The 25090-nt window shown below is 37.7% G+C and carries 19 protein-coding genes; 10 read left to right on the top strand and 9 right to left on the bottom strand.

What is annotated here, in order from left to right:
• Position 1: 1 nt before the first annotated feature.
• Genes Q0V26_RS03700 through Q0V26_RS03710 form a run of 3 tightly spaced genes read right to left on the bottom strand, consistent with a single transcriptional unit; the run spans position 2 to position 2960 of the window.
• Complete coding sequence (locus Q0V26_RS03700) at positions 2–763, bottom strand: ABC transporter ATP-binding protein (RefSeq protein WP_297478174.1); 762 nt, start codon at positions 761–763, stop codon at positions 2–4.
• Positions 763–1809 carry an iron ABC transporter permease gene (locus tag Q0V26_RS03705; protein ID WP_297478176.1) on the bottom strand — a complete coding sequence of 349 codons (1047 nt, stop codon included), beginning with the start codon at positions 1807–1809 and terminating at the stop codon, positions 763–765. The genes Q0V26_RS03700 and Q0V26_RS03705 overlap by 1 nt, the downstream gene beginning before the upstream one ends.
• Complete coding sequence (locus tag Q0V26_RS03710) at positions 1809–2960, bottom strand: ABC transporter substrate-binding protein (protein WP_297478178.1); 1152 nt, start codon at positions 2958–2960, stop codon at positions 1809–1811. Before Q0V26_RS03710 ends, Q0V26_RS03705 begins: the two co-directional genes overlap by 1 nt.
• A 297-nt stretch (positions 2961–3257) precedes the next feature.
• On the opposite strand from Q0V26_RS03710, the gene Q0V26_RS03715 reads away from it, so the two are divergent.
• From Q0V26_RS03715 to Q0V26_RS03730, 4 genes are all read left to right on the top strand, one after another.
• Complete coding sequence (locus tag Q0V26_RS03715) at positions 3258–3959, top strand: DNA alkylation repair protein (protein WP_297478180.1); 702 nt, start codon at positions 3258–3260, stop codon at positions 3957–3959.
• Positions 3960–4088: 129 nt separating this feature from the next.
• Positions 4089–4748, top strand: a complete 660-nt coding sequence (locus tag Q0V26_RS03720; RefSeq protein WP_297478182.1) for a site-specific DNA-methyltransferase — start codon at positions 4089–4091, stop codon at positions 4746–4748.
• Positions 4749–4802: 54 nt separating this feature from the next.
• On the top strand, positions 4803–5735 hold the full coding sequence (locus tag Q0V26_RS03725; RefSeq protein WP_297478184.1) for a LysR substrate-binding domain-containing protein: 933 nt from the start codon (positions 4803–4805) through the stop codon (positions 5733–5735).
• Between the two features lie 646 nt (positions 5736–6381).
• The gene (locus tag Q0V26_RS03730; RefSeq protein ID WP_297478187.1) at positions 6382–7068 is read left to right on the top strand and encodes an SH3 domain-containing protein; all 687 of its coding nucleotides are present in this window, start codon (positions 6382–6384) and stop codon (positions 7066–7068) included.
• A 70-nt stretch (positions 7069–7138) separates the two neighbouring features.
• Here the strand turns inward: Q0V26_RS03730 and Q0V26_RS03735 are convergent, their stop codons facing one another.
• Positions 7139–9001 carry an MFS transporter gene (locus tag Q0V26_RS03735; RefSeq protein WP_297478189.1) on the bottom strand — a complete coding sequence of 621 codons (1863 nt, stop codon included), beginning with the start codon at positions 8999–9001 and terminating at the stop codon, positions 7139–7141.
• A 299-nt stretch (positions 9002–9300) separates the two neighbouring features.
• Here Q0V26_RS03735 and hflX point away from each other — a divergent pair, with 299 nt between their 5' ends.
• Positions 9301–10641, top strand: a complete 1341-nt coding sequence (gene hflX, locus Q0V26_RS03740; RefSeq protein WP_297478190.1) for a GTPase HflX — start codon at positions 9301–9303, stop codon at positions 10639–10641.
• An 84-nt stretch (positions 10642–10725) separates the two neighbouring features.
• On the opposite strand, the gene Q0V26_RS03745 is transcribed toward hflX, so the two are convergent.
• The 4 genes from Q0V26_RS03745 to Q0V26_RS03760 all read right to left on the bottom strand — a co-directional run bounded on the left by Q0V26_RS03745 (position 10726) and on the right by Q0V26_RS03760 (position 15045).
• On the bottom strand, positions 10726–11178 hold the full coding sequence (locus Q0V26_RS03745) for a hypothetical protein (RefSeq protein ID WP_297478191.1): 453 nt from the start codon (positions 11176–11178) through the stop codon (positions 10726–10728).
• A gap of 109 nt (positions 11179–11287) precedes the next feature.
• Entirely contained in the window at positions 11288–12172 is an 885-nt protein-coding gene (locus tag Q0V26_RS03750; RefSeq protein ID WP_297478193.1) for a DnaJ C-terminal domain-containing protein, read from the bottom strand.
• Between the two features lie 266 nt (positions 12173–12438).
• The gene (dnaK, locus tag Q0V26_RS03755) at positions 12439–14343 is read right to left on the bottom strand and encodes a molecular chaperone DnaK (protein WP_297478195.1); all 1905 of its coding nucleotides are present in this window, start codon (positions 14341–14343) and stop codon (positions 12439–12441) included.
• 258 nt (positions 14344–14601) lie between these two features.
• A complete protein-coding gene (locus Q0V26_RS03760) occupies positions 14602–15045 on the bottom strand; it encodes an Hsp20 family protein (RefSeq protein ID WP_297478196.1) in 444 nt (147 codons plus the stop codon).
• Between the two features lie 642 nt (positions 15046–15687).
• Between Q0V26_RS03760 and Q0V26_RS03765 the strand changes: the two genes are divergently transcribed.
• From Q0V26_RS03765 to Q0V26_RS03785, 5 genes are all read left to right on the top strand, one after another.
• Positions 15688–17316, top strand: a complete 1629-nt coding sequence (locus Q0V26_RS03765) for a sodium/sugar symporter (RefSeq protein WP_297478198.1) — start codon at positions 15688–15690, stop codon at positions 17314–17316.
• Positions 17317–17437: 121 nt separating this feature from the next.
• A complete protein-coding gene (locus Q0V26_RS03770) occupies positions 17438–19345 on the top strand; it encodes a DUF294 nucleotidyltransferase-like domain-containing protein (RefSeq protein ID WP_297478201.1) in 1908 nt (635 codons plus the stop codon).
• A gap of 2 nt (positions 19346–19347) precedes the next feature.
• The gene (locus Q0V26_RS03775; protein WP_297478203.1) at positions 19348–20094 is read left to right on the top strand and encodes a 3'-5' exonuclease; all 747 of its coding nucleotides are present in this window, start codon (positions 19348–19350) and stop codon (positions 20092–20094) included.
• Between the two features lie 184 nt (positions 20095–20278).
• Positions 20279–21487, top strand: a complete 1209-nt coding sequence (locus tag Q0V26_RS03780) for an efflux RND transporter periplasmic adaptor subunit (protein WP_297478205.1) — start codon at positions 20279–20281, stop codon at positions 21485–21487.
• 3 nt (positions 21488–21490) lie between these two features.
• Positions 21491–24613: an efflux RND transporter permease subunit gene (locus Q0V26_RS03785; protein ID WP_297478207.1), complete on the top strand. Its 3123-nt coding sequence runs from the start codon at positions 21491–21493 to the stop codon at positions 24611–24613.
• Between the two features lie 48 nt (positions 24614–24661).
• On the opposite strand, the gene Q0V26_RS03790 is transcribed toward Q0V26_RS03785, so the two are convergent.
• Positions 24662–24973 (bottom strand): hypothetical protein, encoded by a 312-nt coding sequence (locus tag Q0V26_RS03790; protein ID WP_297478209.1) that lies wholly within the window; start codon positions 24971–24973, stop codon positions 24662–24664.
• Positions 24974–25090 lie beyond the last annotated feature (117 nt).

Genomic DNA, 25090 nt, shown 5'->3' on the forward strand with positions numbered 1-25090 from the left:
CTCACTGTGATCTATTTGATGATTTAACAACGACAATCGGCCGCTCATCGATAATGGCAACGTGTGAATCGACATCAAATACCGACCAAATTAAAGATGGTGTAATCGTCGTTATTGGATCGCCATAAGCAAACAATTTTCCTTGGTGCAACGCGGCCACTTTGGTTGAATATTGAATGGCCAAATTAAGGTCATGAATAACCATTAATACACAGGCTTGGCTTTCTTGACTGTATTTTCTCACAAAATCAAGAAGCTTCATTTGGTTATGCATATCAAGAGCAGAAGTTGGCTCATCAAGTATCAGTACTTTAGGTTGGTTAATAACAGCCTGTGCAAGCCCTACCATTTGGCTTTCACCGCCAGATAATTCAGTACAAACCTTATTGGCTAAATGTAAAATTCCCATTTGCTTTAATAGTTGTAAGCTTTTTTCGGCACTATCCACTTTAGCAAATAAAGAGTGTGATCCCATATTTAAGGTAGTGATCAGTAATTCAACTACCGTAATGGTGGCTGAAATACGATGATCTTGAGGTAAGTAGCCAATATTCTCTAATGTTAACGGCTTTCCATGCAGTAATATTTGATGTGAATGTTGACGTAGATTTTGGGTAATATGTCGCAGTAAGGTTGATTTACCAGCACCATTTTTACCGATAATCGCCACCATTTCGCCTAAGGCAATGGCGGGTAGGGATAAGTTATCTAAGATTACGTTATCGTCAAATGCGACTGAAATATCATTAATTGCAAGTGCCATTAAAAACGTCCCCCTTTTTTAATGATCAGATAAATAAAGAAAGGAATACCGATGATCGACATCACGACGGTTAATGGCAAAATAATACCGGGCATAATGCTTTTACTGGCAATAGAAGCAAGCTCAAGCAATACGGCGCCAACAAGGAAGGAGGCGGGTAGGAAGTAACGTTGATCTTCACCTAATACCATACGGGCAATATGAGGAGCAACCAGCCCAACAAAACCAACAGCTCCCACAAATGAAACCGCTAGCGATGTGATGACAGAGACTAATAATAGCGTTTTGATACGTAAGCGTTTAACGTTTACTCCCATTGCTTGAGCACGTTCATGACCAATTTTAAGGGTGGATAATTGCCAAGCATCTTTCATCATGATGACCAATACAATCGGTAATACGATCGCAAGTACGGTAATTTTGGCCCAACTGCCGCGATCAAGTGATCCCATTTGCCAAAACACTAATGTTTGTAATTGGGTTTCACTGGCAACGTATTGCATCATGGTCAGTAAACTGTCGTAGGCAAACATTAATGCAATACCAAATAGCATTACGCCTTCAATTGAAATTCGTTTTACTGATGAAATAGCGGCAATTAAAAAGGTGGTTAATAAGCACATAATAAATGCCATTAACGCTATTTGATATTGTGGTGGAATGAAGGGAATCGCAATAGCGTTCGTGATCACTAATGATGCCCCAAACCCCGCTGCGGCTGAAACGCCAAAAGTATAGGGATCGGCAAGGGGGTTGTTCAATGTGGTTTGCATTTGTGCGCCAGCTAAGGCTAAAGCACCACCGATTAATGGTGCCATTAACGCCATGGGCATTCGAATATCCCAGACAATAATTTTACTGGCAATATCACTGGTTTGAGGATGGATCAATGCATGGATCACTTGAGCAAAACTTAGTCCTTGTGAGCCAATGAAAATATCAGCAATAACACAAATAATACTGAGTACAAAAAAAACAGCTAAGGCCACTTTTTTGTTACGGTTACGAATGTTATGTGCGTTTAACTCAAGTAGGATTGAGGTCATTACTGCATAGCCTTAAAGTTATTCTGACCAAAATCACCACTAATTGTGCGATGACCAAATTGCTTATTCATTTCTTCAAAGGTTTTCTCTGGATGTAGATTTTTAAATACGTTGGGATGAATCCATTTAGCAAAGTATTCCATGGCAACTAAGTTATACGGTGAATTATAAAACGGCATATAAATTGAATAGATATCTTTGGTTTGATAAGCACTGACAGCTTGTAGCCAATCACGATCCATTAATGCTGATGTGGTTGTTTTGATTGCGGCAGGATTAGGATTATAACCTAATGGTATACCATGTGTTGGTTGACCTTTATCATTAACCCAACCTGTGGTTTGCATAATATAAACCTCAGGTTGAGCTGTGATCACTGTTTCTGGTGACATTTGCCCTGTTACCGCGCCTTTCAGTGGTTTATCTGCAATATTAATCGCTTTTAAGAACGGAATATAAGCCCCCATATTACCGCCTGCAAATGTGCGACAACAGGAATCGCTGTAACCGGCCGCTCGCTCAATAAAGACCCGCTTGGGCTTCAAGTTAGGGTATTGGGCAAGGGTTTGTTTAAGATCGGCAATATGATCAAGGTAATAGTCAGCAAATGCTTGTCCTTGAGCTTCTCGACCGACGGCTTTCGCTACCGTTTCAACCGATTTTACAGTGTTCTCAATTGGATTTTCACGAAAATCAACCGCGATAACTTTAATGCCCGCTGCGTTTAATTTTTTTAATAAACCGTTGTCTTGCGCTAATTTAATATTAGATAAATCAACGATAAATAAATCAGGTTTTGGTTTTAAATTAATGAACCGCTCAGCATCAAATTCCCCTGATTTTATAAGCCCAATTTTAGGTACATGCTTGAGTGCAGGATATTGTTTGATGTAGTTAGCATACATACTGGGGGCGGAAAACTGCATATCATCGCGTGCAGCAACAAGGTGTTTGGCTGCATCTTGTTGATAAATAATTTCAAGTAAAGGAAAAATACGGCTAGTTGAGAGGGCAATATTTTGTGGTTGATGGTCAAAGGTAATAGTACGCCCAGCCACATCAGTAACGGTAACCGGATAAGTGGCTGCAAAAGAGTTTAATGACCAAAAAGTAGCAGCACAAAGTGTAAGAAATTTTAGTTTAGTTCTCATAATGAGACCCACAGCGAATGATTTTTATGAATAATAATGAGAATGGTTATTGTTTTGAACTGGGATAGATGCAAACTTATACTACAAAATTGAATGAGTTTGATTGTTATTTGTATTTATATGTGTAAATTGCTTGAAATTGTTAGAAAAGATTTGAGATTTAGGTCGCAATATGAAAAAGTCGGAGTACTTGGTTTTATCAATCAAAAAACATAACAATATTGATTATAATAAAGTTATTAACCATTACATGCCTTAATGCTCAGCAGTAATGAGAGATAACAAAGAGGAACGGCTATGTCATTAGTTATACCAATGGTTATCTTTATGCAGCAACATTTAGTGGCTGAAGGCAGTACACTTGTTGCAAAAAAAATGCAGTATGATCTTAATAGTCGGCAACTCTTTTATGGTGTTAGCCTAGAAAAGCGTCATAAAATATTTCAATTAGCGATTGCGCATACCAGTATTGATAATCTTGAAAACTATCACCGCTTATTATTGTGGTTATGGTCGGGGGTCTATCGAGAAGAGCGCTATTTAGCATTAGATGCTGGTGAGTACTATCCTGAATATCAAACGCTCGCTTCTTTTGATGTGTATCTTGAAATGTTAGAAACCGCTGATAATGTTGATATATTAGATCGCCTTGTGACTAACCTAATAGGTAAGGTGATACTGCAAGACAAAGATTTAGAACGTTACCTTATTCAATGGCGTGAGTCTGACAGTGTTTGGCTAAAAAGGGCGTCAGTATTAGCGCATTTACATCATAAACAACAAACAAATATTACGCTTCTCAGTGAGACAATTTTATTCTTGGCGGCAGATAAGTCACAGTTAGTACAACAAGCGATGGGACAAGTATTGAATGCTTATCGTGACGTTGATACGGTTTTTGTTGATAACTTCATAACAAATAATATGACCCGTTTAACGCCACTTTGCCAACGTGAAGCAAGAAAACTCACAATGATGGTAAATAATACAGTTGAGTAAAATTACTGGTGTTTAGAAGTTTGTTGCTATCTATATGGTGTGATTTTTGCTACAACACCTAACGAAATTAACGTCTATTCAATTATGGGTAGGCGTTATTGTTTTTTTATGTTTAGTGTGGGTTTCTCAATGCAATTATATCAACAAGATGCCGTCGAGTGGCTGTCTTCATTAGCCGATAATAGTATCGATCTTTTGATCACTGATCCTCCGTATGAGTCGTTAGAAAAGCATCGTAAAATTGGTACAACCACACGACTAAAAAACAGTAAATCGTCAAGTAACCAGTGGTTTGATATCTTCCCTAATCAACGATTTCAAATGCTATTAGAACACGCCTATCGTGTTTTAAAGCCTAATAGCCATTTCTATCTTTTTTGTGACCAAGAAACCATGTTTTATATCAAGCCCATTGCAGAGCAAGTTGGGTTTAAGTTTTGGAAACCAATCGTGTGGGATAAAGTCGCAATAGGAATGGGATATCATTATCGAGCTCGTTATGAATTTATTCTTTTCTTTGAAAAAGGTAAGCGTAAATTGGCTAATCTGTCTATTCCTGACGTACTTGAATGTAAGCGCGTTTATCGTGGTTATCCGACAGAAAAACCAGTGCCATTGATTAAAATATTGATTGAACAAAGTTCAGTTATTGGTGATATTGTCGCAGATCCTTTTTTTGGTTCTGGTTCAACCTTAGTCGCCGCGCAACAATTACAACGTCAAGCTTGGGGTAATGATATTTCAGATGCTGCGCACCAACATTTGTGCAGTCGAGTACAGCCAACATGATAGTGGCTGATTGATTTAGGCTATTGATTTTGGTTGTTGGTAAGGGCGCAGTTAATGAAGAACTTTGATATAAACTTGTTACGTATATTAAACGTATTGTTGGAAGAACAAAGTGTTACAGCTACCGCAGCACGACTCCACCTTAGTCAATCAGCAGTAAGTAAACAGCTTGCTAAATTACGTCAAACGTTTGCAGATCCTTTATTTGAACGAACACCTTATGGCTTACGGCCAACACCGAAAGCGCTCTCGTTGTCTGATTCTGTTTATGACATTTTACAACAAATTAATCAGCTAACACGTGCAGAGCTATTTGATCCAGCACTTAGTCAGCGTCAATTTCATATTGATTTAGTCGAAACGGCATACTCATTAGCATACCCTCGATTTATGCCGCAGATGTTACAGCAAGCCCCTGATATTAGTCTAACCAGTCAAACATGGAATGATGATAGTTTGCAGCGCTTACTTCGTTGTGAAATTGATTTTGGAATTGGTATTTTTGAGTGGGATGAACGTTCATCCAGTCATTATCGTAATGTACCCTCATCATTAAATTATATTGAGCTAGCACGTGATTATCCGGTGTGTTTAATGCGCAAAGGACATCCGGCGTTGAGTGAGCCTTGGAATTTAGATGCCTTCTTAAAATACCGTCATCTACAAGTTAGCATTGGCGGGTTAAAGCGGTGGCTACTTGATGAAATTTTAGCACTTGAGAATAAGCAACTCGATAATGCGGTAAATATGACGGATTTTTATGCAGCAGTAAAACTCTGCGAACAAAGTGATTTATTTATGTGTTATCCCTCTGGACCCGCACTTGCGATGATTAAAAATACCGAATTGATCATTCGTCCTATTCCTATAGAATTAGAGCCAGGTGGCTATCTGTTATTATGGAATAAACATTTTGATTTAGATCCTAGTCATCAATGGTTACGGCAACTTATAACCAGCGGAGTTAACGCCAACTTGAATAAATAAAAGGTTCACAAATGAAATTTTATTGCTCATGTTTTATAATAGAAGAGGCTAGTATATTAACCTTAATGGCGTGTCATATTTAAATATAGTGTAGAGATTATATTTAAATAACAAAGGTTGGTTATTATGTTACCTGAAGATAAAAAACTATTAGATAAAATACTAACGCTTGAAGGTAAAGATCTTACGCGGTTAACTGTGGTAGAAAAAAGATTTTTGATGTATTTAAAGCGCGCGATCATGAATTTGGCGTGAGTATTGATGTTGCCATTGAAGCACCCATTGGCGATTTAGGTCAAGGTACATCTGAATATGATATCAATGAGCAAGAAAAGCATTACCCTTATGAAATTATTATTAAACAAGATTGAATATACATTCTGTCGTTATAGGTAACGGCAGAATAGTCATTTAAATTTTATTAATAATTAATTAATAGTATAAAGATTAGATAAAAAATATAAGGAAATAATTGATTTTTAATTAGTTAAATTGCATTTTTAGCTTATTAATTATGACATAAAAACACTATTGTTCATTTTGGATTCATCTTTAACGCTTAATATAATAGATATCGAATCTGCTTATTTATAGCCACAGTTTTTAATTTGATTTTAAGTTATGTAAATATGCATGAGAGGTTGATATGAAACGTTTAGCGATGGCAATCACAGGTATTGTAGCCATTACTTGTCTAAGTACTGCTGCATGGGCTGACACCAGCATTCAAACGATTAAAGTATATGAAAACCCAAGTATTACTTCTCCGGTGGTTGAAACCATAAAGTCTGAGATACCATTAATTACCATTTATCAAAATAATGGTTGGGAAAAAGTAGGTGATACAACTAATGGTAATACAGGGTGGATTCAAAGTGTTGATCGTCAAATGATAGCAAAAGCGAATACTAAGGTTTTGCCTGATCAAACCACTAATACAATCAAAACCAAAGATGGTGAGAAGAGTGTGACTAGAGGGGTATTACAAACACCACAAGGTCCATTCCATTATGAAATTGTGCAATTTCAAGGTAATAACAACCATAACCAAAAAGTAGATAAGCATTTTCTTGAGGCGATGCAGAAGCAACAGCTTGAAATGAACCAAGCATTTGCAAATTCTTGGAATACTATGGGTAGCCCAAGTGATTTTAATACCATGCAAGCGAATATGGCAAAGTTAATGCATCAGCAACAACAGCAAATGTTAGCTATGCAGCAGCAATTTCAGCAAGCAGGAATTACCGCGCCCACACAACCAAAATTAAATGCGCATGTGGTAACTCCAGAAAAAGCAGTAGGATCAACAGCTACGGCGATTGCGACGAAATAAATTATCCAGTAACCATATTGTAAATAAAACTATGTAAAACCCTCTATCAATATTAATAGAGGGTTTTCTACTATTTATACGTCATAAGTTGTTGCATAACTTGCTGTAATTTTAAGGCTGTTGCTTCTTTGGGTGATATTGGAGTAGTTGCTACTATTTCTAACGGTAATCTAAAATATTTTATTGCAGTTATAAGGCTACATTTTTTATGATAACTGAAATTTGAATCCCATAAACCATTTATTGCCATTGGTACTACAGGAACTTGTGTACGAGTAATGATTATTTCAATACCTCGTTTAAAGTTATTTAATTTTCCAGTACGAGAAATTTTACCTTCTGGAAATATACAGACAAGATGGCCATCAAGTAGTGTTTTTTCTATTTGATTAAATGTATTACGATAAGTTTTTAGTGATATTTTTTGTGTGTATATTGGGATTGTTTTTCCCCACTTGAATAAGTATTTTACAAGTGGGAAATTAGCTATTTTCTCATCGATTAAAAAACGTATTGGTCGGCGTGTTGCTGCACTAATTAGGAGTACATCAATAAAACTTACATGATTACAAATCAATACAGCAGGACCAGTTTTAGGAATATTGTCTAATCCAACTGGTCTTATTCGATATAGCATTCGAATAAATATTCGTATTATAAACCATAATACAAACTCTTTGACTTGAATGAAAATATAAAGAGTAATGACTATATTTATAATAGAGACAATTAATAATAATATTGAAATAGAGGTGTTAAAGATTGTCAACATTATAGTAGAAAATATGGCACTTAGAACTATTGATAAAGTATTAAAGACATAATTTCCTGCAATAATTTGAGCACGATAACTAACATTGCTGCGTTGTTGAATTAACGCATTTAGTGGTATAACAAAAAGACTGCTCGACATACTTAATAGCATTAAATCTAGTAGCATGTGTTTATTGCTACTTATAAATTCCATCATTGTTATTTGATTATGAGTGACAATATGTTGGCTGGAAAAATAAAAATCAATCCCAAATAGACTCATACCCAATGCCGCAAGAGGAATGATCCCTACTTCTATATGATTGTCGGATAAAGTTTCACTTGCTAATGCCCCAAGAGCAATGCCGATTGAAAATAATGTCAGCAATAAAGTTACGTATTGAGGGTTATTATTAATAAATAATCTGGAAAAATTAGGTAGTTGTGTAATATATATTGACCCGACAAACCAGAACCAACTAATGGCTAAGATCGATAAATATATAGTACGGTTTTGTTTTGTGATACGCACTGTATGTATGATTTGTGTTAAAGGGTTCCAATTAATAGTTAAATGGGGGTTATTAGCTGTAGCTTTTGGGATTAATAAACTGCTAATAAAGCCCGAAATAGCAACTACAATCACAAGTATGGCGGCAATAATAGAACAATATTTATGGTTAAAGATATAGCCGGCTATTAATGTCCCTCCTAAGATTGCAAGAAATGTTCCCATTTCGACTAATGCATTGCCGGCGAGTAAGGATTTTGACGATAAATGCTGTGGTATAATAGAAAATTTTGCGGGGCCAAAAAAAGCTGATTGCGTCCCCATAAGAAATAATACTATTAACAGTGCGGGAATTGATTGCCGATAAATTGCGATGGCTCCTGCGATCATAATGCCAATCTCAATTAGTTTTAAGTATTTAATTAATTTTGATTTTTCATATTTATCAGCTAATTGACCACCAATTGGTGAGAATAATAAATAGGGTAAAATAAATAAGGCTGCGGTAAGGTTAATTAATACAATACATTGTGTTTGGCTATAAACAGTAGAAAATACGATAATTAATAGTATAAAGTTCTTATATAAATTATCGTTAAATGCACTTAATGCTTGAGTGATAAAAAAGGGGAGAAAATATTGTTGTTTCAATAAAGCAAATTGACTCATGGTTATCCTGGTGTTTTTTGTTGTTATCAATTTGTAGCCAAGTGATTTCGTTCTAGTGTAACACTCAATAAAACATCGTGCAATTTGGTCTTTGTAGGTTATTAATAATGTAGAGGATTAAACAATGATGGTTATGTGGAGCTAATACTCAGCGTTATCTTCGAAAAGAGGGAAAAAAGGTGAAGATGGTTAAGTGATAACCTAAACGATAGTCTATTTTTATATAAAGCTGATTAATAACAGCGTAGGATGAAACAAATATAAAAATAGGGTGCGCGTATGTGCACGTATAGAAAATTATGCAATTAACAGCAAAAGCCTCACAAAATCGTGCTTTACTTATTTCAATCCAAACACCGCAGTTTAAGGGTGATGAAGCCAAAGCATCACTGGCTGAATTAGCTCGTCTTGTTACCACCCTTGGTTTTAAAGTCGTTGGAACGCAGTCACAAAAACTCAGTTCAACTCAACGTATGAATGTATTGGGTTCTGGCAAGATGGCCGAAATAGCACATCTTACAGGTAACCAAGGTTTTGTGGATGATTTTGACGATGATGACATTGTCGATGAGATGCTTTTTAGTGAACTACCGTCTGAAGATTTACCTTTTGGTAGTGCTGATGTGGTGGTATTTGATTGTGATTTAAGTCCATCACAATTGCGCAATGTTGAAAATCAACTAGGTGTCGAGGTATTTGATCGTACCGGTATTATTATTGAAATCTTTAGTCGTCATGCGCGTACTCGTACTGCACGACTACAAGTTGAAATTGCACGCCTTAACTATTTAGCGCCGCGTTTACGTGAGTCAACTAGTGGTAATAAAGAACGTCAAATGGGTAAGGGGGCAGGTGAAACCACACTTGAACTTGATCGTCGTAAAATTCGTGACCAACTAGCAGAGTTAAGACGTGAACTTGCTAGTGTGCAAGATGAACTTAAAGGTCGTCGTGCTCAACGTTCAGAATTGTTCTGTGTCGCGTTAGTGGGTTATACCAATGCTGGTAAGTCATCAATGATGCGTGCACTAACGGGCAGTGAGGTGTTGGTTGAAAACAAATTGTTTGCGACTCTTGATACTACGGTGCGAGCATTACAACCTATAACTCAACCACGTATTTTAGTGTCTGATACGGTTGGGTTTATTAAAAAACTTCCGCATGATTTAGTCGCGTCATTCCATTCAACATTGGCAGAAGCACATGATGCTTCTTTATTGTTATATGTGGTTGATGCATCAGATCCTTCTTTCCGTTCGCAGCTTGATGTTGTACATGAAGTGCTACACGAAGTGGGTGTGGATGATATTCCTAAGCAATTGGTGTTAAATAAATCTGACCAATTGAGTATAGAACAACAACAAGCATTAATGGCTGAGTTCCCTGATGCAGTGATGACATCAACCCGTAATCCGGCGGATATTACTAAACTACATCAATATATCGTTAATATTGCACAAGATGAGATGATTGAAGATGAGATCATCGTGCCATACACTGCCAACGGAATTATTGGTGAAATTCGCTCAAGCATGAGTGTGACCAAAGAAGAGTATGAGTATGAGCATATTACTTTTACTGTTCGCTCAAACCCAATCAACTTAGCGCGTCTTAAAAAGCAAATGCAGAATAAAGACTGAACAATATTCTGATTTCATATTTTAGACCACCATAAAATACGCAGCAAATAATAGGCTGCGTATTTTAAATGAGTGATAATTCGCTCATTTTTTTTCTTTGTGTTCGCCTTTAAAACCTAAAATAGATAACTGCTTTTTTGCCGCAGCAGATGGTGTATAGCTACTATCGTCATCATTTTCTTCTATTACTGGATGCGTCGTAAGTGGCAGTAATCTAAATATCGCAAATCCACCTTCTTTGCGTACAAATGAAATTTGACGGTGTAATAGGGTATCAGTTTCTTTTGTTGCCGCTAATGTTTTGTCATTGACCAGTGCCAGCGGGGCAATCATCGCTTGGCAATGGTAAAGTTTATAGCTGTAATCATTAAAGAAGCGGCAAGGTTGATCTAAGGTAAATGTTTCACCTTCAAGTAAATGACGACTATTCTCCACTGCGTTATTAATGTCAGTGATGTTAGCGGCAAATACACAAGAAGTGGTAAAGCTGATGCCCGTAATCACTAATAAGCTGGTAGTAATTATTTTTTTCAGCATAGAGTCTTCCTACTTTTAATCTAAATTGAATGCAAAAAAGCCAATAGCAAGGAATAAGAATATTCGCTGATATTGGCTTCATTATAAACTGGTTCTAGTTTAGTGCAGGTTAAGCTGCTGCAAACTCATTCAGTAATTCTTTTTGACGCTCACTAAGGTTGAGTGGTGTTTCAATGATAAGTTGAACGATTAAATCACCTGTGTTGCCTTTACGATCGGTAACACCTTTACCTTTTAGACGGAATTTACGGCCAGTTTGCGTACCTTCAGGTATTTTCAAACTGATTGCGCCACCTAATGTATTGACTTCCACTTTACCGCCTAAGGCTGCGGTAACAAAATCAGTGGTTGCTTTACAAAGTAGGTTATTTCCCTCACGAGTGTAGCGTGGGTGAGGGCGAATATTCATCTGAATATAAACATCCCCTTGAGGGCCACCGTTAATACCAGGGTGACCTTTGCCACTTAATCGAATACGGCCGCCTTCCTCGATACCCGCTGGTATTTTGATGTTCAGCTTTTTATTGGTTTGAACGCTACCTTCAAATACAGGAAGATCGATAACACGTGATGCGCCACTGATAGCATCTTCAAGATCGATTTCCATGGTGTATTGAAGATCTTCACCTTTTTGAGGACGAGTTGAATGACGACCACCGAAGCCGCCTCGACCACCACGTGCATTGGAGAACATATCACCGAAAGCACCGCCAAACATGTCTTCAAAGTCGCTGTAACCACCTTGTTGACCGCCACCCATCCCTGGATTTTCAAACGCATTATGACCAAATTGATCGTAAGCAGTACGTTTTTCTTTATCCATTAGAATCTCATAAGCGGCTTTTACTTCTTTGAATTTATCAGCAGCTGTTGGATCATCAGGGTTTTTATCTGGGTGGAACTTCATTGCTAGCTTTTTATAAGCTTTCTTAATTTCTTTTTCAGATGCAGTTTTGGCGACACCAAGAACTTCATAAAAATCGCGTTTTGACATTGGTAACACCTCTTATCCCTATCGGGACAACTATCTGGAACATTCTAAATCATGTAGTTAACACATATGATAACGAAAAACAGCATCATACTTAAACAGTTAATGATCTAAAAAGGCACAGATAGTTAGCCTAATAGGATTCTCTTTATTGTAATCGTCGAAAAGGGCGAGAGATAAAGATCTCTACGCCCATAGTTTTTGTGAAGTTTTTGCTATGTGCTGTCGATTATTGATTTAGCAACTTATCGATGTCGCAACATTAACATTTACTTCATTTCTTCAAACTCAGCATCTACAACGTCATCATCTTTCGCATTTTGTTGGTTAGCGTCAGATTGTCCTTGAGGATTTGCTTGGGTTTGAGCCTGAGCATGTTCCATTATTTTTTGTGCTGCTGTCATTAACGCTTGAGTTTGTGTATCTATCGCTGCTTTATCATCGCTAGATTTCACGGCCTCAAGTGCTGTGATAGCGGCTTCAATGTTGGTTTTTTCTGCTTCAGGGAAGCTATCTCCCGCTTCAGTCATCTGCTTACGTGTGCTGTGAATCAATTGATCCGCTTGGTTACGTGCAGTCACTAACTCTTCAAACTGTTTGTCTGCGTCTTTGTTTGCTTCTGCTTCTTGTACCATCTTTTCAATTTCAGCGTCGGTTAAACCACCAGATGCTTGAATCGTGATCTTTTGTGCTTTACCTGTTGCTTTGTCTGTGGCTGATACGTTTAAAATGCCATCCGCATCTAAATCAAATGTTACATCAATTTGTGGCATGCCGCGTGGTGCAGCTTGAATACCTTCAAGGTTAAACTGACCTAATGATTTATTATGTACCACTTGTTTACGCTCGCCTTGAAGAACATGGATCGTTACTGCATTTTGATTATCTTCAGCAGTCGAGAACACTTGATTCGCTTTTGTCGGAATTGTGGTGTTCTTATCGATCAAGGTTGTCATCACACCACCCATGGTTTCAATACCAAAGGATAGTGGTGTTACATCAAGCAATAGCACATCTTTAACATCACCTGCTAACACACCAGCCTGAATGGCTGCGCCCATAGCAACAGCTTCATCTGGGTTAACGTCTTTACGCGGCTCTTTACCAAAGAAGTCAGTAACAACTTTTTGTACCAATGGCATCCGCGTTTGACCACCCACTAAAATCACATCAGTAATGTCATTTATATTTAAGTTTGCATCTTTTAATGCTGATTTTACAGGGTCTAGTGTACCTTGTACTAGGTCTTCAACCAGTGATTCCAATTTTGCACGTGTGATCTTAACATTCAAGTGTTTAGGACCTGTTGCATCGGCTGTGACATAAGGTAAATTAACATCTGTTTGTTGTGCTGATGATAATTCAATCTTCGCTTTTTCCGCCGCTTCTTTTACACGTTGCATCGCTAATGGATCATTTTTAAGATCGATACCTTGGTCTTTCTTAAATTCACTTACTAGGTAGTTAATTAGGCGGGTATCAAAGTCTTCACCACCAAGATGAGTATCACCATTGGTTGCTAATACTTCAAACGTTTGCTCGCCATCAACGTTATCAATTTCAATAATAGAAATATCAAACGTACCACCACCTAAGTCGTAAACAGCAATAACACTGTCACCGGCTTTTTTATCAAGACCATACGCTAATGCTGCCGCTGTTGGTTCATTGATAATACGCTTAACATCCAGACCTGCAATACGGCCTGCATCTTTTGTTGCTTGACGTTGAGCATCGTTAAAGTAAGCCGGAACGGTAATGACAGCCCCTGTTACTTTTTCACCTAAGTATTCTTCTGCTGTCTTTTTCATTTTTTTCAAAATTTCAGCAGAAACTTGTGGTGCCGCCATCTTTTGGCCTTTCGCTTCAACCCATGCGTCGCCATTATCTGCTTTTACAATTTTGTAAGGCATAATATCAAGATCACGTTGAATTTCATCATCTTCAAAACGACGACCGATTAAACGTTTAATCGCAAATAACGTATTCTCAGGGTTAGTTACTGCCTGACGTTTTGCGGGTTGGCCGACTAAGGTTTCTCCATCAGTGTAGGCAATGATTGATGCGGTGGTACGTTCGCCTTCTGCATTTTCAATAACACGTGCAGTATCGCCATCTAAAACAGCAACACAAGAGTTAGTTGTACCTAAGTCAATACCGATAATCTTACTCATATTTATAATTCCTTTGTGCGCTATATTGATTATTTTTTCTTATTCGAACGGCGAGTTATAAGTATGCCGTTAAGGTCCATGAAAATGGTTCATGTGATCCTTGGGAATAACAATAATCAATCCAGCTAAATTTTTAAGTTACCCATAATAGGGTGAATATTTACGGAGCTATTAGCGACCCGCATTAATAATGCATGACGAATAAAGCCAATAGCTCAACGTTATTATTACGAGAGGAGCACTTACAACTGATGAGGCTTACTCGGCAGTTGGTGCTATTGATGCTGATTGACCAATTGCAATTTTACGTGGTTGCATTGCTTCTGGTACTTCACGGAAAAGATCAATATGTAGTAGACCATTTTCAAGATTAGCACCAACAACACTTACATAATCAGCAAGTTGGAATTTACGTTCAAAGTTACGTTCAGCAATACCCTGGTAAATAAAGTTCTTGTCTTCTTCTGGTGCACGAGTACCAGTTACAACAAGCATATTCTCGTTTTGAGTAAGATCTAAACGCTCTTCAGAGAAACCAGCAACTGCCATAGTAATACGGTAGTTGTTCTCATCCGTTTGTTCGATATTGTACGGAGGGTATCCCGCAGCTTGGGTTTTAGTGTTGCTTGCTTCAACAAGGTTAAACAAGCGATCAAAACCAATAGCATGGCGGTATAGGGGAGTGAAATCTACATTACGCATAAAAACTATCCTCAATAATAAGCAATAGTCTTAGTTGTTTGTTAAGTGTGTCGTTATCGACAAGGCGACTTAACAGCAAACTAAGTGAACCAGTCCGTTATAGGATCTTGATTCGATATATAAAGTGCTAATAAGGCATTCCCTAATAAGGCGAATCTTAGTAGCAGTTTGAACTCCATTTGGCAGTTCTTGTAATTAATATATGCTTCCGGTGAGTTTCCGTCAACAGTTTTTAATTAGTTTTTCTAATGTTTTATTGTAATTTCTACTAACTTTCTGATTTTAAAAAACTATCAACACTAAAAATTGTACTCTGTTTTATTACCATGGGTTATTCATTGATAATCTAACAGCATTTAGCCGTATTTTTGTTGTTACTTTTATATACATAAGGGCGAAAAATGTATTTTCAAGACCTAATAAAGCAATAATTCACCTAAATGAAATGGTGTTAATTTTCTGTTTTACTTATCACATTGTGGGCTATTAAATAGAGGAAATATCGGTTTTTAATGGTGACTGAGAACTACGACACACTATCGATTATCAGTAAATAGTAGAGATCAAAACTGTGACCATTCGCATTATTTATAGCGTGATAACGTTTACAATTGGTTGCAGTATTTATCATGGAGTTACATCATGTCGTCTTACTTAGGGTTATCAAGCATAGATATAGCAGTCTTTGTTATATATGTTTTAATTATTATTGGGGTCGGGTTATTCGTTTCTCGTAATAAAAAAGGACACACAAAAACCACGGAAGATTATTTTTTAGCGGGTAAATCTTTGCCATGGTGGGCGGTGGGTTCATCACTGATTGCCGCAAATATTTCAGCAGAACAATTTATTGGAATGTCAGGTTCTGGCTATTCGATTGGACTCGCTATTGCTTCTTATGAGTGGATGGCGGCATTGACGTTAATTATTGTCGGTAAATATTTTTTACCCGTCTTTATTAATAAAGGTATTTACACCATTCCTGAATTTGTTGAACAACGCTTTAATAAAAACTTGAAGACTATTTTAGCGGTGTTCTGGATTGCACTGTATGTGTTTGTAAATTTAACTTCAGTATTGTATTTAGGCGGGTTAGCACTACAAACTATTCTTGGTATTCCTCTGATTTACTCTATTTTAGGATTGGCTCTTTTTGCATTGGTTTACTCTATTTATGGTGGTTTATCCGCAGTCGTATGGACTGATGTTATTCAAGTGTTCTTCCTTATTGTCGGTGGCTTAATTACAACAGTAATGGCGGTATTGTATATTGGTGGCGCTGATGGGTTATTTGGTGGTTTATCTCGTATGGCCGCAGCAGCACCTGAACATTTTACGATGATCCTTGATCAAGATAACCCACAATACATGAACTTACCTGGAATCGCGGTATTAATTGGTGGTTTATGGGTTGCGAACCTTTATTACTGGGGGTTTAATCAATATATTATTCAGCGTACTTTGGCAGCTAAATCAATTGGTGAAGCTCAAAAAGGCATTGTTTTTGCAGCATTTTTAAAATTGATTGTACCTTTCTTGGTTGTTATTCCTGGTATTGCAGCTTACGTTATTACTCATGACAGTGCTTTACTTGCCGGTTTAGGTGATATTGGTCAAACAAATATTCCTAGTTTTGCACATGCAGATAAAGCTTATCCATGGTTGACGCAATTTTTACCGATTGGTCTAAAAGGCATGGTTTTTGCCGCGCTTGCCGCAGCGATAGTGTCATCACTTGCGTCAATGCTGAACTCAACCGCAACCATTTTCACGATGGATATTTATAAAGAATATATTTCACCTAATTCGAGTGATAGCCAGTTAGTGAATGTTGGTCGTGGTAGCGCAATTGTTGCCTTGGTTATTGCATGTATTGTTGCCCCAATGTTAGGTGGTATCGGACAAGCGTTTCAGTATATTCAAGAATACACTGGTTTAGTTAGCCCTGGTATCTTAGCGGTTTTCTTATTAGGTTTATTCTGGCATAAAACGAACAGCAAAGGAGCAATTGTTGGGGTGTTATTATCGATTCCATTTGCTTTATTCTTGAAGTTTATGCCTTTGAATATGCCATTCCTTGATCAGATGATGTATACCTTATTGTTTACTATGGCGGTGATAGTACTGGTAAGTTTGGGTGCTGCAACATCAGCATTAGACGATAAGGCGATTGATTTAGATCCTGATATGTTTAAAACAGATAAGATGTTTAATCTTGGTGCTTATGCCATTTTAATTATTCTTGCTGTGCTTTATTCTGTGTTCTGGTAATAACATTAGCATCATGTTAAATAAAGATAGCGAATCATTAGTTTCGCTATCTTTTTAATATCATTAATGGGTACGACACTTATTTTGTCATTGATGGTAACGATTACAAAATAACAGTTAAATGACACGAGTAATTATTGATATGTCTGAAACCTTGATTCCTAATATTATTGAGTTTATGGGGACGGTTGATCCGTTTGATAAGCTAAACCTTAAAACATTACGTGATGTCGCGGGAATGATTACTATTCGTTATTTTGGTAAAGGAGAGGTGATTGATTTACAAGAAAGTGATCAACTGTATTTATTGCGAACGGGTGCTGTTGAACAACGCAATCTTGATGGTACGTTACGAGCAAAATTAGCAGCGGAAGATTTTTTTGGTTTTTCTCGATTAACTCAGCAAGAGACCAATACCGCTAGTGATCCTTATACCATTACGGTTATTGAAGATGCCCTAATTTATTGTTTGTCTATTAATGCATTATTAGCCAAATTAAATGATCAGCCGAATGCTTTAGCGCATTTTGCTTCACATGCACAAAGTCGTCTTCGCAGTGGATTAAATGTTGTGTGGTCACAACATGAAAAAGGGTTGTTTTTTAAACCTATTATGGACGTGTTTAATCCTCATATTGTTTTGGTTGAAAGTACTCAAACTATTCAAGCGGTTGCTAAAGCGATGCATGTGAGCACGAATTCATCTTGTGCTTTTATTATGCAGAATAATAAATTTATTGGCTTGATTACAGATAAAGACATGACGAAGCGCGTCGTTGCTGAAGGTATCGCTATTACCGAGAACATTGCTACTGTTATGACGCAGACGCCTTACAGTGTTAAACGCGACGATTTGGTCATTACGGCGGCATCGCTGATGATGCAACACGGTATAAAGAATATTCCAGTGTTAGATAATGGCGTTCCAATCGGATTAATTACCCCTTCTGATTTAGTTCAAAACCACCGTATTCAAGCGATCTTTTTAATCGATAAAATTAATAAAATAGAACGTCTTGATCAACTAGCGAAGCTTACTATTGAGCGACAGGCTATTTTTGAAGCCTTGGTTGAAGCGAAAGTGACTGTCAGTGTTATTGGTCAGGTTATGGCAATGATCATGGATGCTTATAATCGTCGGTTAGTGATGATGGCAGAGGCATATTTAGGGGCCGCGCCTTGTGAATACTGTTGGGTAGTTGCCGGTTCTCACGCCCGTAATGAAGTTCATATGTTGTCTGATCAAGATAATGCGTTGATTTTAGCAAACGACGCGACTGATGCAGATAAAGCCTATTTCCATCATTTAGCGATGTATGTCAGTAAGGGAATGGCGTTGTGTGGGTATGAGCTTTGCAGTGGTCGGTTCATGGCCGTGACGCATAAATGGTGTCAACCTCTCGCGGTATGGAAAGCGCATTATCAAAAATGGGCAGTAAACCCTGAATATGATTTATTACTAGAAATGAGTGTCTTTCTTGATATGCGCTATATCACAGGCAAGCAACAGTTGGTTGATGAGTTACAGGCGTGTATGTGTAAACAATTGGTTCGTAATGCACGTTTAATCTCAGCCTTGGCTCGTAATGCACTAGTACAGAAAACCCCGCTGAGTATTTTTAGAAATTGGGTATTAGTAAAAGAAGGCGAAAATGCCAATACACTTGATATTAAAGATGCTGCATTAAGTATTATTGTGAATTTAGTGCGTGTGCAATATTTACAGTTGTTATCCCAATTATACAGCGCAGAGAAAAGTGTCGTTTATAAAACCAATACCGAAGAAAGATTACAGGCATTGTTTGAACACAATGTCATAAATAAGGCGACGTTCAAGGATTTATTAGCAGCATTTCAATTTATTAGTCAGATTCGTTATAGCCATCAACTGCAAGCATTACAACAAGGTAAAATACCTAATAATCATATTAACCCGAATGCATTTAACAGTTTTGAACGCACCCATCTACGGGAAACGTTTAAGTTGATTACCAGCTATCAAGAAGTCATCAAAATGAAGTTTTGTTAAGCATGAAGAATAATCATATTTTTAGCCGATCTCAGTGGTGTTTATGGTGGCAGCGCTTATTGGGAAACCCGTTAGGTGATTTGGAACAGCGACGAATAACGCTGTTACAACAGCGGCCTGACTTGCCTGATTTTATTCAAGCATTGTTTCGCGCACCATTACCGCAACTATCGACAGTGATAAACCAATGGCCATTGTTAGCGATTGATTTTGAAACTACGGGCTTTGATGCTCAGCAAGATGACATTTTATCGGTAGGCTATGTTGCTATGCAGAGTAATGCGATTGATCTGAGCACCAGTGTCAGTGAATTAATTAATTCAAGTGCAACAATTAAACCTGATAGTGTGGTGATCAATCATATTGATCATGCGCAATTATTACAAGGACAGCCACTTGATGAGGTGATGATGCGATTGTTGGTGGCTTTGACGGGAAAAATAGGTATTGCTCACGGTTGTTTTATGGAACAAGGCTTTATCAGTGCGTATCTACAGCATAAATATCAATTGAATGATTGCCCACTATTGTGGCTAGACACGTTACCGCTGTATCAATCTTTATATAATAATCAAATCTCACACCAAGATGCGCGTTTAGGCAGTGCGCGGCATAAATTAGGCTTACCTGAGTATCAAGCCCATAATGCCTTGTTTGATGCTATCGCGTGTGGGGAGTTATGTATGGTGTTATTACATAAAATTTATGGTAATAAATTTCCGACTATTGGCCAGTTGCTTAAACGTTAGTGTTATTTATTATAAGCTTTCGGTCTTAGTTTAAGATTTAGGTACTTTTCTTTATTTATCACTGTCGGTGTTATTCTGCATTGATCACTTAATTGCACATCTAAACAACACGCGATGCATAGATGCTCTACACTCAAATTAAAGCAATAGTGTGTTTTGGTTTGCTAGTAAGGGATTGGATAGCATGGGTGTCATTATAAGACGCTATTTACCGGTAGTGATTTTATTGCTGTTTGCAGGGGTGTCGGCAGGGTTATTATTAAATAGGCCTCAACCTCAGCAGAAAATGATTGAAAAGATTGTGCCAGTACTTGATGTGATGCAAGTAAAAAAGCAGCAATTGCGTTTTAATATTAACTCTTATGGAATGGTTAAACCTAAGCATCAAGCAGAGTTAGTTGCGCAAGTAAGTGGCATTGTTAACTGTTTAGATCCTGCTTTTGCGGTTGGACAATTTGTACGAAAAGGGCAAGTGTTAGCGTATTTAGACGATGATGATTACCATGCTGATCTTGCTCAGGCACAGGCAACGTTAGCCCAAGCAAAAGCGAAACTTGAACAAGAAATCGCCCATGGGATCGTAGCAAAAAAGAATTTACGTCATGTCGCTGTCGCTAAGCAATCAGCGTTAGGATTACGCATTCCACAACGAAAACAAGAACAAGCGAATGTTAAATTTGCACAAGCAGCATTAGCACGTGCCCAACGTAACGTTGCTCGTACAACTATTATTGCGCCCTTTGATGGTTTAATTACAGAGAAAGCGGTTAATATTGGCACTCATGTCAATGTTGGCGAGCAACTTGGGCGCATATTTGGTACAGATGTCGCTAGAATCCGCCTTCCTGTGACACCACAAGCTTTTTCATTCCTCGACACAAACTCACTCAATACTCGCGTTATATTAGCCTCAGAGCGCCTTGGCCAACCTTATCAACATTGGCAAGCTGACTTTATTGGTACTGAAGGGATTATCGATCAACAAAGTCGAATGGTTTATCTCATTGTTGATGTGTTTGATCCTTATCAATTACAACACCCAAGTTCGCAACGTGCTGATGTTTTAAAATTTGGGACGTTTGTTACCGCAAATGTTGCAGCAAGGCCGATTAATAATGCCGTTAAGTTACAACGTCACGTGGTGAGGAATGATCATGTGATATTGGTTGATAGCAATGGTTTAACTCAAATGCGCAAAGTTGTGGTTGCGCGTACTGATCTTGATTATGCCTACATTAGTAGTGGGTTAGAAGAAGGTGAGTTAGTGTCACTAACGTGGCCAGATAATCATTTAGATGGCAAAGAAGTAACCCCTATTTTAAATACTCCCTCTAAGACGGAACAAGCAACACTTACACTGACGCATTCTAAAGGTACTGAGAACGGAGACTAATGAATGGAATCATCAGGGATCATTGCTTGGTTTACGCGTAATCATGTCGCCGCTAATTTGTTGATGCTGCTGGTGATGATCGGTGGTTTATTTTCAGTTAATCTTATTAATAAAGAGATATTTCCTGCCTTTGGTACTCATAAAATTACCATAACCACTCAATATACAGGGGCTGCCGCTGCCGATGTAGAACAAGGGATCATTGTTAAAATTGAACAAGTTATTGATGACCTTGCTGATATTAAGCGGGTGACGGCTGTCGCTAATCAAGGAAGTGGGGTTGTTACGGTTGAGCTTGATAATGATGCTGATCTTAATAAAGTTTTAGATGAGGTAAAACAGCGGGTTAATAATATTACGACATTCCCTATTCAAATGGAGCCGCCCTTGATTCAACGGGCGGAATTTATGAGTAATGTGATGTTTTTATCAATATATGGTGATTTGAGTGATCGCCAACTTAAACGTTATGCTCAAGTTGTAAAAGATGAAATTATTCAGCAAACCAGTGCGACAGCGGTGACGGTAAGCGGAATAAGAAATGATGAAATAGCAATTGAAATAGCCGCACAGCAACTGCGCGATCATGGCGTTACCATTGAGCAAATAGCACAGGTATTACAGCAACGCTCATTGGACTTACCCGCCGGAGCAATTAAAGCCCAAGATGGTGATGTGTTAGTTCGTACCACAGAACAACTTTATCAAGGTGATCAATTTGCCAATATCGTTTTACGCACGAACGCGGATGGAAGTCGATTACGCCTGTCTGATATTGCCACTGTAACGGATGGTTTTGTCGAAAAATCAGTACTTAATCGATTTAATCAACAACGTGCCGCGGTGATACAAATTCGAAATCTTCCTAATCAAGACGCAACGCTCATATCCCAGCAAATCAGTGATTATGTGACGAATAAAAAGGCACAATTACCAGCGGGTATTCATATTGATAAATGGGCTGATATGTCACATTACCTTGAAGGGCGGCTTAATATGATGCTGTCTAATATGGTGTATGGCGGATTATTGGTGTTTATTATTCTCGCTATTTTTCTTGAAGTGAGATTAGCATTTTGGGTAATACTTGGGTTACCTTTTTGTTTTCTTGGCACGTTACTGTTTATGCCATTTGAGATGATTAATATCTCCATTAACTTATTGTCGTTATTTGGGTTTATTCTCGTGCTGGGGATCGTGGTTGATGATGCGATTGTTGTGGGAGAAAGTGTTTATTCAGAAGTAGAACAAAAAGGACAAACGGTTAATCATGTTATTCAAGGGGCGAAGCGAGTCGCTATTCCTGCAACCTTTGGGGTATTAACGACCATGGCTGCATTTGTGCCAATGCTGTTGTCAGATAGCCCTCGCACTGAATTTTTTAAGGCCATTGGATGGGTGGTTATTTTATGTTTAACTTTTTCCCTGATTGAATCTAAATTAATTTTGCCCGCCCACTTAGCTCGATCGCGCTTAGTACAACAACGATCCTGGAATAATCCTATTGTACGAATGAAACAGCGCTTTAATCAGGTGGTAAATAAGTTTATTCATGTTCATTATCGACGTTTTATTGGTTTAGCCATCATACATCGATATAGCGTCTTAGCGACATTTGTCGGTGTGTTGTGTTTAGCGTTGGCATTAGTGTTCAGTGGACAATTACGGTGGGTGTTCTTTCCTAAGTTGCCGTCTGATTATATTCAAGTGCGGGTGGAAATGAATGATTCTAATTCAAAAGCAAATAATATTAAGGTTATTAATCAATTAGAACAGGCATTGTATAAAACTGATGAAGAAATTTATCAGCAGCAGGGTGTGCATGTGGTGAAGCATAGCTTTGTTAATATGCGAGATAACAATAATATGTTTGTGTTGGTTGAATTAGAAAAAAGTGAAAGTTTACCGATCACTAGCTTTGAGATTTTAAATAAATGGAAACAATATATTCCACCATTATCTGGTGTTAAAACTATTGCATATGAAGCATCTATTGATCGTCAAAAAAGTGATATTCAATACCGTTTGCAAGGCGAGAATAGTCAGCAACTATTACAAGCGGCTACGCAATTAAAACAGCAGCTTGAACGTTACGAAGGGGTATTTAATGTTGAAGATGATTTATCTGCGCCAACGCAAGAGATTAATATTAAGTTAACGCCAATTGGGAAAATCTTAGGTTTATCCGTCGCGAATCTGACCAATCAAGTTCGACATGCTTTTCATGGTATTGAAGTTCAACGTATTTTACGCAATAACGAAGAAGTGAAAGTGATGGTACGTTATCCTGCTGATGAGCGTCGTAGTGTCGGTTATTTACAAAATATGAAAGTGGTTTTAGCAAATGGTACGTTGGTGCCATTTTCTGAAGTGGCAACCATTGATTTTATTTCAGCACTAAACAGTATTAATCGGGTAGATAAACGTCGAACATTGATCGTTAGTGCAAATGTTCACAAAGGTAAAGCTTCTCCATCTGAGATATATACCATTATAAATAAAGATTATTTACCGTTATTACGTCAGCAATATCCAACCGTTAACATTCAACTTGATGGGCAAGCAAAAGAAGAGTCTGAAACGAAAGTTAGTCTATTTCGTGATGCGGTATTAGCACTGGTTGCTATTTTTGCATTAATGGCGATTCCATTACGATCATACAGCCAACCGTTGATCATTATGTCGGTGATCCCCTTTGGTATTATTGGTGCGATTGCTGGGCACTATTTTGCGGATATTTCACTTAATTTACTGAGTGTGTTTGGTATTTTGGCATTGTCTGGCGTAGTGGTGAATGATTCTTTAGTGCTGGTGGTGTTTATTAATCGTGCTTTGGAACAAGGTGTTCCTCTTTATGATGCTGTTATTGATGCTGGGTGTTGCCGCTTTAGGGCGATTGTATTGACGTCGTTAACCACCTTCTTTGGCTTGGCGCCTATTTTACTTGAAACGAGCTTGCAGGCACAAATAGTGATTCCAATGGCAACATCATTGGCATTTGGGATCTTATTTGCAACAGTAGTTACTTTACTATTAGTGCCTGCTCTATATTTAATTTTGAATGACATCAAACAAGCTTGTCGGCGTTTATTACATTACTGGTGGCGTCCACAGCTTGATAAATAAACTTTTCTTATAATTAAATATCTGCCGTAATAGCTGATAGATATTTAATTATTTTTTCGCAGCGTTTTTATGTGATAAACACTCACTATAATCATTAAAGCCTTTTTGCTGGCATTCAATAACCTTTTTTTTCATTTTATTTAGTTCAGTGTTATTACGAACGGAATAAACATTACCGTTGGTACAAGTAATTGAAATTACGCCATTGGGTTCAAAATTATAGCCTTCAACTTCACTACCACAGGGATTAAATCCAATCCCGGCTCTTACACTAACTTTGGTTGGAATTGTACGTACACTTTCGGTTACACACCCTACTAATAATAAAGAAAACAGGCTTGTGATAATAAATTGTTTCATATGGTAAGTGTGCTTTGAGTGAGAATTAATAAGAAATATATTATAAATGAAATGATAATGAATATCTTGTTATGGACAGAGAATTAACAAAAGTAAAACATGCGAATATACTTTTAA

The organism is uncultured Photobacterium sp. (assembly GCF_947039875.1).
In the GTDB taxonomy this organism is placed as follows: Bacteria; Pseudomonadota; Gammaproteobacteria; order Enterobacterales; family Vibrionaceae; genus Photobacterium.